This is a genomic window from Niveibacterium umoris, from assembly GCF_014197015.1.
In the GTDB taxonomy this organism is placed as follows: Bacteria; Pseudomonadota; Gammaproteobacteria; order Burkholderiales; family Rhodocyclaceae; genus Niveibacterium; species Niveibacterium umoris.
Map to the genome: position 1 here is coordinate 43,702 of NZ_JACIET010000001.1, position 14,483 is coordinate 58,184.

At 61.9% G+C, this 14,483-nt stretch carries 14 protein-coding genes; 11 read left to right on the top strand and 3 right to left on the bottom strand.

The window, feature by feature from the left end; translation table 11 throughout:
• Positions 1-64: 64 nt before the first annotated feature.
• Both aceB and GGR36_RS00195 read right to left on the bottom strand, forming a co-directional pair.
• The gene (gene aceB / locus GGR36_RS00190) at positions 65-1,663 is read right to left on the bottom strand and encodes a malate synthase A (protein ID WP_183630617.1); all 1,599 of its coding nucleotides are present in this window, start codon (positions 1,661-1,663) and stop codon (positions 65-67) included.
• Between the two features lie 22 nt (positions 1,664-1,685).
• Positions 1,686-2,384, bottom strand: a complete 699-nt coding sequence (locus tag GGR36_RS00195) for a haloacid dehalogenase type II (RefSeq protein ID WP_183630627.1) — start codon at positions 2,382-2,384, stop codon at positions 1,686-1,688.
• Positions 2,385-2,538: 154 nt separating this feature from the next.
• On the opposite strand from GGR36_RS00195, the gene GGR36_RS00200 reads away from it, so the two are divergent.
• From GGR36_RS00200 to GGR36_RS00250, 11 genes are all read left to right on the top strand, one after another.
• A complete protein-coding gene (locus GGR36_RS00200; protein ID WP_183630629.1) occupies positions 2,539-3,441 on the top strand; it encodes a LysR family transcriptional regulator in 903 nt (300 codons plus the stop codon).
• Positions 3,442-3,643: 202 nt separating this feature from the next.
• A complete protein-coding gene (locus GGR36_RS22040; protein ID WP_207064354.1) occupies positions 3,644-4,150 on the top strand; it encodes a GspH/FimT family pseudopilin in 507 nt (168 codons plus the stop codon).
• Positions 4,150-4,752, top strand: coding sequence for a type IV pilus modification protein PilV (pilV, locus tag GGR36_RS00210; protein ID WP_276509980.1), 603 nt, complete (start codon positions 4,150-4,152; stop codon positions 4,750-4,752). Before GGR36_RS22040 ends, pilV begins: the two co-directional genes overlap by 1 nt.
• Positions 4,749-5,636 carry a PilW family protein gene (locus GGR36_RS00215; RefSeq protein ID WP_183630635.1) on the top strand — a complete coding sequence of 296 codons (888 nt, stop codon included), beginning with the start codon at positions 4,749-4,751 and terminating at the stop codon, positions 5,634-5,636. Before pilV ends, GGR36_RS00215 begins: the two co-directional genes overlap by 4 nt.
• Entirely contained in the window at positions 5,633-6,226 is a 594-nt protein-coding gene (locus GGR36_RS00220; protein ID WP_183630637.1) for a pilus assembly PilX family protein, read from the top strand. Before GGR36_RS00215 ends, GGR36_RS00220 begins: the two co-directional genes overlap by 4 nt.
• Positions 6,227-6,245: 19 nt before the next feature.
• Positions 6,246-9,983 (top strand): pilus assembly protein, encoded by a 3,738-nt coding sequence (locus tag GGR36_RS00225; RefSeq protein WP_183630639.1) that lies wholly within the window; start codon positions 6,246-6,248, stop codon positions 9,981-9,983.
• 10 nt (positions 9,984-9,993) lie between these two features.
• A complete protein-coding gene (locus GGR36_RS00230) occupies positions 9,994-10,407 on the top strand; it encodes a type IV pilin protein (RefSeq protein WP_338086599.1) in 414 nt (137 codons plus the stop codon).
• A complete protein-coding gene (locus tag GGR36_RS00235) occupies positions 10,395-11,156 on the top strand; it encodes a hypothetical protein (RefSeq protein ID WP_183630642.1) in 762 nt (253 codons plus the stop codon). The genes GGR36_RS00230 and GGR36_RS00235 overlap by 13 nt, the downstream gene beginning before the upstream one ends.
• Positions 11,157-11,188: 32 nt before the next feature.
• Entirely contained in the window at positions 11,189-11,887 is a 699-nt protein-coding gene (gene tsaB / locus GGR36_RS00240) for a tRNA (adenosine(37)-N6)-threonylcarbamoyltransferase complex dimerization subunit type 1 TsaB (RefSeq protein ID WP_183630644.1), read from the top strand.
• Positions 11,884-12,348 carry a ribosomal protein S18-alanine N-acetyltransferase gene (gene rimI / locus GGR36_RS00245; protein WP_183630646.1) on the top strand — a complete coding sequence of 155 codons (465 nt, stop codon included), beginning with the start codon at positions 11,884-11,886 and terminating at the stop codon, positions 12,346-12,348. Before tsaB ends, rimI begins: the two co-directional genes overlap by 4 nt.
• Positions 12,341-13,162, top strand: a complete 822-nt coding sequence (locus GGR36_RS00250) for a uracil-DNA glycosylase (protein ID WP_183630648.1) — start codon at positions 12,341-12,343, stop codon at positions 13,160-13,162. Before rimI ends, GGR36_RS00250 begins: the two co-directional genes overlap by 8 nt.
• On the opposite strand, the gene lplT is transcribed toward GGR36_RS00250, so the two are convergent.
• The gene (gene lplT, locus GGR36_RS00255) at positions 13,134-14,396 is read right to left on the bottom strand and encodes a lysophospholipid transporter LplT (RefSeq protein WP_183630649.1); all 1,263 of its coding nucleotides are present in this window, start codon (positions 14,394-14,396) and stop codon (positions 13,134-13,136) included. The two genes, GGR36_RS00250 and lplT, sit on opposite strands and share 29 nt — an antisense overlap.
• Positions 14,397-14,483 lie beyond the last annotated feature (87 nt).

Sequence of the window (14,483 nt, forward strand, 5' to 3'; positions counted from 1 at the left end):
CGATCCTCTGGATCGGGCTTTTTCATTTGGCGAGCGCGTCGGCAAAGCGAGCGTCTGCGCTGGTTCATGCCATCTCTTCGTACAGCGGCAGCGTGAGGAATTCGGTGAAATCTTCACGGGTGCTCATGTTCTCGAAGATCTGCGCAGCACGTTCGTAGGTCGAGGTGTTTTCGCCCTGGGCGCTGACCGCCTTGCAGACTTTCGTCAGCTCGTCGGCGGTGAAGCTGCGCACCAGTTCGGCAGTGACCTTGCGGCCATCTTCGAGCACGCCTTTGGGCGAGCGAATCCACTGCCAGATCTGTGAGCGGGAGATCTCGGCGGTGGCGGCGTCTTCCATCAGGTTGTGGATCGGCACGCAGCCGTTGCCCGCAAGCCAGCTGCCGAGATAGTGGATGCCGACATTGATGTTGTTGCGCACGCCGGCCTCGGTGATTGGCGCTTCGGGCTGGAAGTTCATCAGGTCGGCACCGGTCACGGTCACATCGTTGCGCTGCTTGTCGATCTGGTTGGGCTTATCCCCCAACACGGCCGTGAATTCGGCCATCGCGGCTTCGACCAGCCCCGGGTGCGCCACCCAGCCGCCGTCGTAGCCGTCGGTCGCGTCGCGCTTCTTGTCGTTGATGATGCCCTGCATGGCAATCGCGTTTTTTTCCGGATCGTTCTTGATCGGGATGAGTGCCGACATGCCGCCAATTGCAGGTGCATTGCGCTTGTGGCAGGTTTTCAGCAGCAGCAGCGCGTAGGCACGCATGAACGGCGTCGTCATCGTGATCTTGCTGCGGTCAGCCAGGCAGAAATTCTTGTCCACCTTGAACTTCTTGATGCACGAGAAGATGTAGTCCCAGCGCCCGGCGTTAAGGCCCGACGAATGCTCGCGCAGTTCGTAGAGGATCTCGTCCATCTCGAACGAGGCGAGGATCGTCTCGATCAGCACCGTCGCCTTGATCGTGCCGCGCGGGATGCCCAGCTCGTCCTGCGCCAGGCAGAAGATGTCGTTCCACAGGCGCGCTTCGAGGTGCGATTCCATCTTCGGAAGGTAGAAGAAGGGGCCGGCGCCGCGTGCGATCTGCTCCTTCGCGTTGTGGAACAGGAAGAGGCCGAAATCGAAGATCCCGCCCGACATGCGCTGGCCGTCCACCAGCACATGCTTTTCGTCGAGGTGCCAGCCGCGCGGCCGCACCACCAGCGTGGCGACTTTTTCCTTCAGGGCGTAGCGCTTGCCGTTCGAATCGAAATCGATCTGGCGGCGAATCGCGTCGTAGAGGTTGATCTGGCCCTGGATCTGGTTCTCCCAGACCGGCGAGTTCGAATCCTCGAAGTCCGTCATGTAGCTGTCGGCGCCGGAATTGAGTGCGTTGATGATCATCTTGCGCTCGACCGGGCCGGTGATCTCGACGCGACGGCATTCAAGCGCCTTCGGAATCGGCGCGATCGTCCACTTGCCTTCGCGGATGTGTCGCGTTTCCGGCAGGAAATCCGGGCGTTCGCCCGCGTCCAGGCGCTTCGTGCGTTCGACACGGGCGGCGAGCAGTTCCTGACGGCGGGTTTCGAAGGCGCGGTGCAGTTTGGCAACGAAGGCCAGTGCATCGGGCGTCAGGATCGCTTCGAATTCGGGCGTGACCGGGGCAGTGATCTGCATGCCGGCGGGCAGTTGAAGGGCCATGAGTGTCTCCTTGGTCTCTGGATCAATGGATCTGGCGTTTGCCGGCGCGCTGGCCAGCAAGGAATTCGGTCAGGTCGGCCAGCGAGCGGCCTTCTGCGGTGGGGGCGATGTCAAGGTTCTCGCGGGGATGGCCACCGCGGTTGCACCAGAAGGTGCTGTAGCCGAACCAGCCGGCGCCGGCGGCGTCCCAGCCGTTCGACGACACGAACAGGATTTCGCGCGGGGGCCGTCCGAGGGTATGAGTGCCCAGTTGGTAGGCGGCCGGCGACGTCTTGTAAGCGCGCACCGCATCGACCGACAGCACGTGGTCGAGCAGGGCGGCAATGCCTGCGCTCTTGATCGCGATATCCAGCATCTGCGGCGTCCCATTCGACAGGATGCCGACAGTGAGGCCGGTGTCGCGCAACTGCTTGAGTGTCGGTTTCACGTCGGGGAACGCGGCGAGGCAGGCGTACTGATTCATCAATCGCTCGCGCTGCGTTGCGTCGAGGTTCAGATTCAGCCGCGCATTCGCGTAATCCAGCGCGTCGCGAGTCACTTCCCAGAAGGGCTTGTAGCGGCCGCCCAGCGTACGCAGCTGCGTGTATTCGATCTGCTTCTGGCGCCACAGCGCCGACAACTCGGCGCCGCGCCCCGGCGCGAGTTGCTCGGCCAGCGCCGCCACCGAATGCACGTCGAACAAGGTGCCGTAGGCGTCGAAAAGAACCGCCGAATAACGCATCTTTTCCCCCGAAAAGGCAGCCGCCGCCTCTCGTCCCCCCGGCGAGAGGCGGCGCTGCGCAACTGAATGCGCACGCTGCAGATGCAGTGTATTCGTGTTCAAACGTGTTTAGAATCAGTCGTAAGGTCAAATAATCTTTGTCTCTTGGTCAACAATGGATCGATTCAAGGAACTGTCCGCATTCGTGATTGCAGCGCAACGAGGGAGTCTTTCGGCTGCAGCGGCGGCCGAAGGCGTGACCCCAGCGGTCATCAGTCGAAGACTCGATTCGCTGGAGTCACGGTTGGGCGTCCGACTGCTTGTTCGCACGACACGTCGCATTTCGCTGACGTTCGAAGGCAATGCGTTTCTCGAGGACGGTCAGCGGGTACTCAATGAACTCGCCAACGCCGAGGCGGCGGTGAGTCTCGGTGGGGTCAAGGCGAGTGGGCACATTCGGTTGAGTGCGCCCGCAGGGTTCGGCCGCCGGCATGTGGCGCCTCTGGTCATGGCGTTCCTGGAAGACAACCCAGATGTGTCGGTGAGCCTTGACCTGTCTGACCGCATGGCCGATCTGGTGAACGAAGGGATCGATGTCGCGATCCGGTTGGGCGAAATGCGCGACTCGAGTCTGGTTTCGATCCGGCTAGGGCAGAACCAGCGCGCTGTCGTAGCCAGCCCGGCGTATCTGGCGCGCTGTGGCGTTCCGGCAACACCGGACGAATTGGCGCATCATAATTGCCTCGCGCTTTCGCAGCAGCGAGGATGGGTCTTCCGGGATGCGACTGACGCGTCAGGATCGCGTGTCCTGAGAGTCTCTGGAAGTTTTGAGTGCAATGATGGCGCGGTACTCCGCGAATGGGCGCTGGCCGGGGCGGGGCTCGCGTGGCGATCAATGTGGGAAATCGGGGCGGACCTTGCGGCCGGGCGCCTCGTCTCGGTGCTGGATGAATTTGCTGCGGCCCCTGTGGGCATCTACGCGGTGTTTCCGCAGCGCCGCCAGGTTGCACTGCGCGTTCGCCTGCTGATTGACCGGCTCAAGCATCATTTCTCGCATCCGGACTACTGGAAGCCATAGTGTCCATCGCCACCTGACGCGCCACCACTCGCGCTGTTCTGGTTTCGGAAATACGTCTCGCGATCCGCTGTGGCCCATAGCCGCCGGCGCCGGCCCGATTCGCCTGCGACCCGCTTGTCTGGCGCGCGTGTCCGTTCGTCGCACTTGGCGTTCAATTGCGTTTTGTAACGACTACATTTCAGTTGCCGCAAAGGAGACCTCGGTGAACCAAAAGGGATTTACCTTAATCGAACTGATGTTTGTCATGGCTGTGACCGCCATCCTGATGGCGATCGCCGTGCCCTCTTTCAGCGATTTGATCGCGAGGCAACGCATTGCCAGTGCTGCGAGCGACTTCTCGACAGATCTTGCGCTGGCTCGTATGGAGGCCATGCGCCGGGGCGGCCGGGCGACGGTGTGCGCCAGTACCGACGGCACCACATGCGCTGGGGGTACTGCTTGGCGCACGGGCTGGATCGTGTTTGCCGATACAAATGGCAACGGGGCTCATGAAGCGGCCGAACCGCTGATCAAGGTGCGCCGGCTTGAGTCCGCGACGCTTCAGTTTACCGAGGCGGCAGGCACCGGGTTTGCCATGTTCCAGAGTACCGGTCGGCTCAACGCGCAGTTGATCTGGACGATTTGCAGTACAGGCCGCACCGGTCGCGTGCTGAACGCGCGCATCACTGGTGCTGTCACCGGCTATCCAACCGCAACGGTGTGCCCATGATGCAACCTGCTAAGGCCTTTCCAGGCAACTCAAGCTCAGCGCAACGAGGCGTGAGCCTGATCGAAGTCTTGGTCGCAATGGTCGTTGTTGCGATCGGGCTGCTCGGCGTATCCGGCATGTTCGTCATGAGTACGCGTGGCACCGCCGATTCGGCTGCCCGTACTGCCGCGGCGCAGGCGGCGTATGAACTCGCAGACAAGGTACGTGCGAACAACGCGGCGATTGCGACCTACCTGGCGCCCACCTGGGGCGTGGCGACCGCTATCCCTACTGCCGCTGCGCCCGCGACCAACTGTTTCACGGTGGCCTGTACACCGGCCCAGCAGGCTGAATTCGACATGGTGGTCTGGGCGCGTTCGCTGACCAATGCGGCGCTGGCGGGTATGGCTCAAGCGCGAGCGTCCCGGCTCACCGCCGCGCAAGCAGTGTTGTGCCGTGATCTGACGCCGGACGACGGCACCCCGGCGGCGCCTGCGTGCAGCGGGGGCGCGACGGACCCCCTTGCCATCAAGATCTGGTGGAGCGAACGGGCGCTGAACGCCACCGAGGGCGCGGGCGTGCCGAGCCTGCAGCGACGTTACGTGATGAGTTTTGTGCCATGACTTCCAGCTTCCTTCACAAAATGCCCAAGAACACGAACCAAAGCGGTGTGTCGCTCGTCGAACTGATGGTGTCGATGGTGATCGGCATGCTGGTAGTGCTGGCCGCAACCCAGTTGTTCGGCGGCAACGTGACTGCGTCGCGGGCCACGAAGGACATTGCCCAGATTCAGGAAGGCGCCCGCGTCGGTTTTGACATTCTCGCGCGGCAGATTCGCATGGCGGGGTTTCATCCCGTTTCGTCATTCGACAATTTCAATATCATCAACGCAGGATGCGTGGCTGATTCGGCCCAGGCGATTTGCGGCGTCAATGATGCCGCCGCGCCGACTCCGAATCTTTCGGATGAGGTAAGGGTGCGTTTCTGGGGGGCTGACGGGTCCACGCCCGGCGTGGCGGATGGCGCAACGATGGACTGCGAGGGCCTCGCTGTCGGTGCGGGGCAGGTTGAAGAAGAGCGCCTGCGTATCGTTACTTTGCCGACCAACCCTGGCGACGCCAGCACAAACACCCCTACCCTGGTGTGCGAAGTGATTCGTGGCGCGGCCAACATCGCCGCCGGGGGACCGATTGCCGCGCAGGTGCCGCTGGTGTATGGCGTCGACACCATGCAGATCCTCTATGGCGAGGACACCAACGGCGACAGCTCGCCGGATATCTGGCGCCCGGCGAATCTCGCCAACATGGCGAATGTCAATGCTGTTCAGGTGGCGCTGCTGCTGAGAAGCGAGGGCACCAACAACCCGAGCCTGACTTACACATACAGACTATTTGGCGACCTGTATGGAGGTGCAGGGGATGCCGGCGCGAGTTTCGCCGACCCCTCTGATGGGCGTGCCCGCCGCATTGTCACCTTCTCGGTCAATCTCCGGAACCGGACGAAATGAAGATTCTGATAACGCACCGTCGCCGGCAGCGCGGCGCCACGCTGATCGTCAGTCTGTTGTTGCTGGTGATCATTACCATCATGGGTTTGGCGGCCATTCGCACCTCCACGCTTGAAGAGCGCATGGCCCGCTACGGGGTCGAGCAAGGGGTCGCCTTTCAGGCTGCCGAAGCTGCCCTGAGGGACGCCGAGATCGACCTCACCGGCAGTACCAGCACGCGCTTTGGCATCGTGCAAGGCGTGACCGGTTTTGCTGCCGATTGCAACGCGACCGCAGCCGCTGCAGCGAGAATCAATGGTCTCTGCCTGCCGGCGCCGGCGGGGTCTGCACCCGTATGGCAAACACAGATGGGGGTGGCAGGCGCTGCAGTGACCTATGGCACCTATGGAGGCAATCTGCCGTTGCCAACCACAGGAGGGCCGTCGTCGGTGGCGCAGCAACCTCGATACGTAGTCGAAGGGATTACCACCCCCGGCCCGGGAACCTCACTCAAAGTCGGTACGGTGAATGCGCGTTATCGCGTGACAGCGCAGGGGTTTGGTCCGCGCCAGGAAGTTCAGGCCTGGGTCCAGACCATGGTTCAACCCTGAACCAACAGGAGAATTGATCATGCAGATTTCGAATGGACTGAAACGGAAATTGGCTGGCGGACTGGCCTCAGTGCTGGGTATTGCCTGGCTGCCGGCAATGGCCGCGCCTCTGGCGCTGTCGCAGGCGCCGTTGTTCCTCGCGATTCCGCAAAAGCCGAATCTGCTTGTTACGCTGGATGATTCGGGCAGTATGACCTGGGCTTACGTGCCGGATGCGTATGGATCCGACATGCAGACTGGTACGTCGTTCAGCCCGAAGCGCATCTTCAGCGCTGACTACAACTCGATGTACTACAACCCGGCGACTACCTATTCGCCCCCCTTGAAGGCGGATGGCACGTCTTTCAGCACTTCCTTTTCCGCGGCGTATTACAACGGCTTCGACCCCTCCCAAGGGTCGGTCGACCTGCGTACCGCGTACCGGCCGACAAAAGACTACAACCCGACCGGCGCGTCACATACTCTAGCGACTCACCCGAACGACCTGACCGCACTCGGGGTCGCGACGAAAACGACCGCTGGCCCGGCGTATTACTACACGTTAGACAAGACGAATAGCGGTTGCGCTTCGCCCTTTACCGCGGACGCCTGCTACGACGTGCATCTGGTCACTGCCGAAACGGCCGCCCAGCAGCAGAACTTTGCGAACTGGTACTCCTTCTACCGAACCCGCAATCTGGCCGTCGCGTCGGCGGCGACGCTGGCGTTCTCGCAACTGGATGGAGGCATCCGACTCGCCTACCAGTCGATCAACAAGTGCAATTCGTTCAATGATTCTTGCCAGGGATGGGATTCGGTCGGTCGCAAGAACAAGATCCGGCGCTTTGAATCAAACAAGGCCGATTTCTACAACTGGCTTTCGCGCTTGCCGGCGAGCGGCAGCACGCCTTTGCGTACCGCCTATCAGCGTGTCGGCAACTACGTCATGAACGCCAGTCTGGGTGACGGCGATGTATACGCCTTCGATCCGAACGTATCGGGCGGCGCCAATCCCAAATACGCCTGTCGCTCGACCTATGCCGTGCTGATGACCGACGGTATGTGGAACAGTGATACCCCGACAGCATGTACTGGCGTTGCAGGGTGTACCAGTTCCGATATCGATGGCACCGGCTATACGTTGCCTGACGGAAAGGTTTACTCGCCGATCAACCCGTACAAGGACGGGACCGGCACGGCAAATAATCTTGCTGACATTGCATTTGCCTATTGGAGCCGCGACCTGCGGACGGATATCGGCAATCAGATCATCCGTCGCAGGGCTGACAAGGATCCGACCAAGACCTCGCCGGATGCAACGGTGTTGTCGAAATGGACCGATGCCGAGTATTGGGCTGCGCAGAATGACCCGGCGAACTGGCAGCATATCGGCCTGTACGCAATCGGGCTGGGGCTCGCCAAGGGTTTGCCGCTGGCAACGCCTCCGCTGACATGGGATCCCGCAGTGGGCACCTTCGGCGGTAGCTATCCGGACATTGTTTCTGGCGCCACCACCTGGCCTGTTGTGAGCGCCGGCACGGACAACCCAGCGAAAATCGCGGATCTGTGGCATGCCGCGATCAACGGGCGTGGGCGCTTCTATGCCGCGGAATCCGCGAGTGACGTGGTGAAGGCATTTGCGGAAATTGTTGCTGCTATCAACACTACCGAAGCGGCGGCGGGTGCGGCAGCCGCCAATACGCAGTCCTTTGTTGCGGGTGCGGCCACCTACATTAGTGTCTATCACCCCAATGCTTCGCCGGCAAAAGACACCGCAATACGCCCTTGGTGGGCGGCTCTGACCTCGTCGGACTCGCAACTGTGGTGGGGGGACATGGAGAAACTGCCGCTCGTGAAGACAACAGGATCGCCGCTGGATATCTCCTCCACGCCCACTTGGTCGGCTGCGGCGGGTTTGATTCATGATGCGAGTGTTGTTGCTACGCCGAACAAGTATGTCGATGCGCGCACAATTCTCAGTTATGACCCGTCCAAGACCGGGTCAGCCGGCGCTATCCCTTTCCGTTGGGCGAGTTTGTCTTCGTCCCAGCAAACCGCGATTACTGGCGCCACGTCCCCCAGAACCGGGGCGGACCGTTTGAACTGGTTGCGCGGGGATGCGACCTACGAAGGTGACTACGACGCGTCTAGTGGTAAAGGTGGATTGCGCGCCCGCCCGGTCACGAAGCTTGGCGACATCGTCTATTCCTCGCCGGTGCTGGTTTCAACGCCCAAAGACGGTTGGCCTGATCCGACCTACGCGGCATTCCGTTCTGCCAAGTCCAGCCGCACCGGAGTGATCTATGTTGGCGCGAACGACGGCATGCTGCACGGATTCCGTGAATCCGATGGTAAGGAGATCCTGGGTTATGTTCCGTCGGAGGTTTATCCCTACCTCCGCACGCTGACCGAAGCGAGTTATCCGCATCGTGCTTACGTTGACGGCCATATTCAGATCAATGACGCACAATTCAGCGATGGTTGGCATACCGTATTGGTCAGTGGCTTGCGTGCCGGCGGCAAGGGCTACTTCGCGCTGGATGTGACCACGCCGTCGTTCTCAGAGGGTTCTCCGGGTTCAACCGTGCTGTGGGAATTCAACAGCACGACTGATTCGGCGAATATCGGTTATTCCTATGGGCGCCCGGTGATCGCGAAACTGCGTAACGGCAAGTGGGCCGCCATTTTCGGGAATGGCTACAACAGCACCAGTGGCAAAGCGGGGCTTTATATTGCCTATATCGAAGCAGGCAAGTCTGGCTGGGTCTCCGGTTCCAACTTCCGCTTCATCGACACCGGTGCCACCGTCGGTGCCTCGCCCAATGGCCTTTCTTCGCCGGCGGTGATTGACATCGACGGCGACGGCACCGCGGACTACGCCTATGCCGGAGACCTCTACGGTAATGTGTGGAAGTTCGATCTGACCAGTACTTCCATGGCGGCCTGGAGCGTCTCCAAGAAGCTCTTCTCGGCTGTTGACACCGGTGGCAAGGCACAGCCGATCACGACCGCGCCGGAAGTCATGTTGCATCCCAAGGGCGGTTACATGGTGCTGGTGGGAACCGGCAAAGCGATTGAAGATATCGACATGGCCGACCAGAGCCTGCAATCCTTTTACGGAATCTGGGACTCTTCGTCGCCGGATACCATCACGCGTAGCCGAATGCTTCAGCACGTGTTTACGCTCACTGATACTGAGACGCCGGTAAATCCCGCCACGGGCGTCACGTACAGTTGGGAATTGCGGACCGTCGATAAAAATACGCCGAATTGGTACGACCCGGCCACCAATCCGACGGGCCAACTGGGGTGGTACGTTGATTTGAAGGAGGGGGTGTCGACGCTCGCGGCCATTGGTGAGCGCGTGATCGAGGACCCTCAGGCGCTCAATGGACACGTCCTGTTCGTATCAGCGACGCCGACAAATGACCCGTGCAATGGGGGGGGAAGCGGCTGGATCAATGAAATGGACGCAATAACCGGTGCCCGCTTGCCGGTGCCGCCCTTCGATCTGAATGAAGACCTGAAGTACGACGACTCAGACAAGATGGATACAGCTACCGAAGGCCGACAATCGCCGACAAGTCGGCGTGTGAGCCCGGTGGGTGGCCTGCCGGTCGTGATCAAGGACAAGACCATTTGCCCTGCATCAGGATGTGGGCCCGCTTCATTGACTTGTAACCGACTGGTCAAACGGAGCGACGGGTCGGTGGAAGTCATTAGCGGCATGTGTCCGGCCTCAACTGGCCGCCTGAACTGGCGCGACCTCACGCGCTAAGGGGAACGTTGTGAGAACCAAGCCAAGGGGTTTTACCCTGATCGAATTGATGCTCGTGATGGCGTCCATCGCGATTCTTACCGCGATCGCGTTGCCCATCTATTCGAGTTTCGGCGATCGTGCGCGTCGCGCTGAGGGGCGTGCCGCCGCGGAACAGGCGGCGCAGTTGCTTGAGCGGCTTTACTCGCGAACCAACACCTACTCGACCACCCTCGCCGACGCGGGTATCCCGGCGTCTTCCGCCAGCGGCCGTTACACGATCAGCGTGGCGGCAATGGCGGGGGACACGATCGCTACCTCGTACGTGGTGACGGCAACCCCAAGCGGGTGGTCCGATAGCACATGTGGCAACCTGACGCTCAGCAGCACTGGCCAGCGGGGCGTCAGCGGTACCGGGTCGGTGACGGACTGTTGGCAACGATAGCGGGCGATCCGCCGCGCCCGAATGGCCCGTTGATACGGGCCATTTTTCTTTCGGTCGCGCTGCATGTGCTGCTGGCGGTTGTGCTGGATGGCTGGATGTTGCGGCGACCTCTAGCTATCCAAACTGCCCATCCGGTAACGCTGAAGGTGGTCGCACTGGGGCGTGTCGTCCCCTGGGCGGGTCGGGCCGGCAATGTGCACGTCGCAGCTCCGGCACACAAGCCGCGCGTGCCTCCCAGGATCACTGCTCATCAGACTGACGCCGATGCCGCGCAGGTCATGGCCCCTCCGCCGGCCAATGTCACGCCATCGCCAGATGATCTGACCGCATCGAGGGCGGAGACGCCAGATCCAGCCCTGCCTCCGGCGCCTGCGCAGCACGAGGCGGAGGAGGCAGTGGGTGTGCGAGAGGCGGCGCTGGAGGACATTGAGGGTGTTCCGCTGCGGCTGCCGACGCCCGAGGAGTGGCACCCGTCGCTCGAATTAGGGCAGCGACCGTATGCGCTGGATCCATTGGCAATCGAGTTCGGGGACCTGCCGCAGCCACGCGAGGACATTGAATTCCACATAGCTGTGTTTATCGACCGGAAGGGAGTGGTTGTCTCTGCACAGGCCGTGGGGCGCGATGACGGATATGCCGTGGCTGTGATCGACGCGATCAGCAAAGTGCGCTTCACGCCGGGAATCCTCCATGGCAGTCCGGTACCGACCGTAATGGTGCTGTGGTTCGGCCTCGCGGGTGGCCGCTAGGGCTTGGGTTGGCAATTGGTATCATTCACAGCATGAAACTCCTTGCGCTCGAAACCTCGGTCACCGCGGCAACCGTAGCCCTACACGATGGCGCCCTCACGACGGAACTTGCTGTGGATGCCTCGGCGTCCGGCCCGTCGGGGAGCGTGCTGGTGTGCGTCGATCGCCTGATGGCGTCTGCCGGTGTTCAATTAGCGGATCTTGACGGCATTGTCGTGGGCAGCGGACCCGGATCGTTTACCGGCGTGCGGGTTGCCTGTGCGGTGGCGCAGGGTTTGGGGGTTGCGGCGGGTGTTCCGGTGATTCCGGTGCTGTCGATTGATGCGCTTGCCAGTACATGCGCAGGCGACTTTGTACTGGCCCTGCTCGATGCTCGTATGGAAGAGGTTTACTGGGCGATCTACGGGCCAGCAGCGGAAGGCCTATCCCGCATCGGCGATGTGCTGTGTACCACGCCTGAACGGATCAGTTTGCCGGACTCGCCGCATGAGTGGCGGGTGTGCGGGTCTGGCATTGCACGTTACCGGACGGTCTTGCCCGGTGAAGTGACATCGCGGATTGCGGGAGAGCCGGGCGCGTCCGATCCAACGGCGGGCATGCTGATTCGTTACTTCCTCGATCGGGCGTCGCAGTTGCCGGGAGTCGATGCCGCTGCCCTTGCCCCCCACTATGTGCGCAACAAGGTCGCCCTGACCACCCGTGAGCGCAACGCCCTGAAAGCCGGGCAATGACCGAATGTCGCGGGCTGCTCAGGCCGATGCGCCCGTCCGATCTCGACTGGGTCGCTGAGCAAGAGGCGTTGGCGCATGTGTCGCCGTGGAGCATTGGCCACTTTCGTGACTCGATCCAGGCCGGCTACAGCTGTTGGGTGTTCGTGGACAGTGATACTGCGATCGGATATGCGGTGTTGATGACCGTTCTCGATGAGGCGCATCTGCTCAACATCACCGTGGTGGGAGCGTCACGGCGTCAAGGCTGGGGAGCACGGCTGCTGGAAGCCATCGCCAGCGCGGCATATGACAATGGCGCTCGCCAGATGTTCCTGGAGGTGCGCCCGTCGAATCTGCCGGCGCGTGGTCTGTATGAAAAGCATGGATTCCGGATCATTGGCCGCCGCCCGGGCTACTACCCTGGGGTCGATGGGCAGCGGGAAGACGCCATCGTGATGCATCGGGAACTCGCACATGAGTGATCGCCAGCTGCTGACGCGCTTGGGTCTTGGCCCCACATGGCGTCTTCGCGAGGCCGTGTCGCGCGCGAACGATCTTGAGCCGAGCCCGGTCGCAGAGCCGACATCGCCAGTGATCCTTGAAGCCGAGTCCTGCGACTCCGGCGTTACGACCCCGGAGTTCGTTGCCGAGCAGCGATCGAGCGACCGGGCGAGTGAACCGGTGGGATCGGGATTGGATTGGCCCGACCTGGACGACGCGATTTCAGCCTGTCGCGCATGCCGCTTGTGCGAGCAACGCACACAGGCCGTCCCCGGAGTCGGCGATCGTTCTGCTGACTGGCTCTTCGTCGGCGAGGGGCCGGGGGCGGAGGAGGATCTGCGCGGCGAGCCTTTCGTCGGACAGGCGGGCAAGCTGCTTGACGCGATGCTGGCGGCGCTGGGCGTGGCGCGGGGCGACGGCGTCTACATTGCGAATGCGGTGAAGTGCCGGCCGCCCAACAACCGCACACCGGAAGCCGACGAGATCGAGGCCTGCTTTCCGTTCCTGCAACGCCAGATCGCATTGATCCAGCCGCGGGTGATCGTTGCGCTGGGGCGACCGGCGGCGCAGGCGCTCTTGAAGCAGGAAATCCGCATCGGTGCGGCGCGCGGCAAGCCATTCAGTTTCGGGGATATCCCGGTCGTGGTGACCTACCACCCGGCCTATCTGCTGCGCAATCCGGCCGACAAGGCCAAGGCGTGGGAAGACCTGTGTCTGGCGCGGCGGACGCTGGCTGCGCAGCCAGCGCGTCCGCAGGGTGCTGCACTCAGTGGTGACAGTCTTCCAGTTGGCTGACCGTATCCCGCTCGCGCTGGTTGGCTTCGTGACGCAGCTTGACCAGGTAGATGGTGCTGGCCACGAAGAGACCGAACAGCACGATCACCGTGTGCACCGATAGTCCGCCCCAGATCAGCAGGGCGTAGAGGCCGGTCATCGCAAGGATGCTCAGGTTTTCATTGAAGTTCTGAACCGCGATCGAATGGCCCGCACCCATCAGGATGTGGCCGCGATGCTGCAGCAAGGCGTTCATCGGCACGACGAAGAATCCGGCCATTATTCCGATCACCACCATCAGGAACATGGCGACCTTGATGTCGTAGACGAACACCATCACGTTCACGACGACGCCCATTGCGATGCCGATGGAGAGCACCTTGACCGAGCGGCGCATCGAGACGAATCGGGCGGCCAATACGGACCCCAGCGCCACGCCCACTGCGAAGACACCCTGGATCATCGATGCCTTGGATAGGCTCAGCCCGAGGTTCTGTTCGCCCCACTTGATCACGATGAACTGCAGCGTTGCGCCGGCTCCCCAGAACAGGGTTGTTACGGCCAGCGAAATCTGGCCAAGTCGATCGCGCCAAAGCAGCTTGCTGCAGTGGATGAATTCATGGACGAGGTACGAGGGGTTGCTGCGCAGCGGTTTGTGGTCGACGCCCGTGTCCGGAATGCGCAGGTTGATCATCGCCGCGACGAGATAGAGCACGCCGATCGTCGAGATCGCGAGTTCCGCCCGCGTATCGATGCCGGTATCGATGCCCGGCATGTCGAAGGCCAGCAACTTGTCGGCAAAGGCGGGTTCAATGAGTAGGCCGCCGAGCAGCGTGCCAAGCACGATCGCACCGACCGTGAGGCCTTCGATCCAGCCGTTGGCGATGACGAGATAGCGCGCCGGTAGCAGTTCGGTGAGGATGCCGTACTTCGCCGGCGAATAGGCCGCCGCACCAAGCCCGACGACTGCGTAAGCCAGCAGGGGATGCGCGTCGTAAAACATCATCGCGCAGCCGATCATCTTGATCGCGTTGCTGATCATCATCACGCGCCACTTCGGCATCGAATCGGCAAACGCGCCGACGAACGCGGCGAGCACGACGTATGAAACGGTGAAGAAGAGCTTCAGCAGCGGTTCATAGGCCGCAGGCGCGTGCATGTCACGCAAGATGGAAATTGCCGCAATCAGCAGGGCGCTGTCGCCAAGCGCAGAAAAGAACTGCGCGGCCATGATGATGTAGAAGCCTGGGGTCATCCGCTTACTTTGTTGTGGCCCCGAAGGGACCCGGCTTTATATCACGAACCTGCGTCAGTGCCGTGGCAGCCGGCCAGCCACGGCGTG

What these genes read in the sequence shown, in the direction of transcription:
- rimI (WP_183630646.1), top strand. Translation starts at nt 11,884, where the DNA reads ATGACCGAATGTCGCGGGCTGCTCAGGCCGATGCGCCCGTCCGATCTC.
- tsaB (WP_183630644.1), top strand. Translation starts at nt 11,189, where the DNA reads ATGAAACTCCTTGCGCTCGAAACCTCGGTCACCGCGGCAACCGTAGCC.
- GGR36_RS00220 (WP_183630637.1), top strand. Translation starts at nt 5,633, where the DNA reads ATGAAGATTCTGATAACGCACCGTCGCCGGCAGCGCGGCGCCACGCTG.
- GGR36_RS00225 (WP_183630639.1), top strand. Translation starts at nt 6,246, where the DNA reads ATGCAGATTTCGAATGGACTGAAACGGAAATTGGCTGGCGGACTGGCC.
- GGR36_RS00195 (WP_183630627.1), bottom strand. Translation starts at nt 2,384, where the DNA reads ATGCGTTATTCGGCGGTTCTTTTCGACGCCTACGGCACCTTGTTCGAC.
- lplT (WP_183630649.1), bottom strand. Translation starts at nt 14,396, where the DNA reads ATGACCCCAGGCTTCTACATCATCATGGCCGCGCAGTTCTTTTCTGCG.
- aceB (WP_183630617.1), bottom strand. Translation starts at nt 1,663, where the DNA reads ATGGCCCTTCAACTGCCCGCCGGCATGCAGATCACTGCCCCGGTCACG.
- GGR36_RS00215 (WP_183630635.1), top strand. Translation starts at nt 4,749, where the DNA reads ATGACTTCCAGCTTCCTTCACAAAATGCCCAAGAACACGAACCAAAGC.
- GGR36_RS00250 (WP_183630648.1), top strand. Translation starts at nt 12,341, where the DNA reads ATGAGTGATCGCCAGCTGCTGACGCGCTTGGGTCTTGGCCCCACATGG.
- pilV (WP_276509980.1), top strand. Translation starts at nt 4,150, where the DNA reads ATGCAACCTGCTAAGGCCTTTCCAGGCAACTCAAGCTCAGCGCAACGA.
- GGR36_RS00200 (WP_183630629.1), top strand. Translation starts at nt 2,539, where the DNA reads ATGGATCGATTCAAGGAACTGTCCGCATTCGTGATTGCAGCGCAACGA.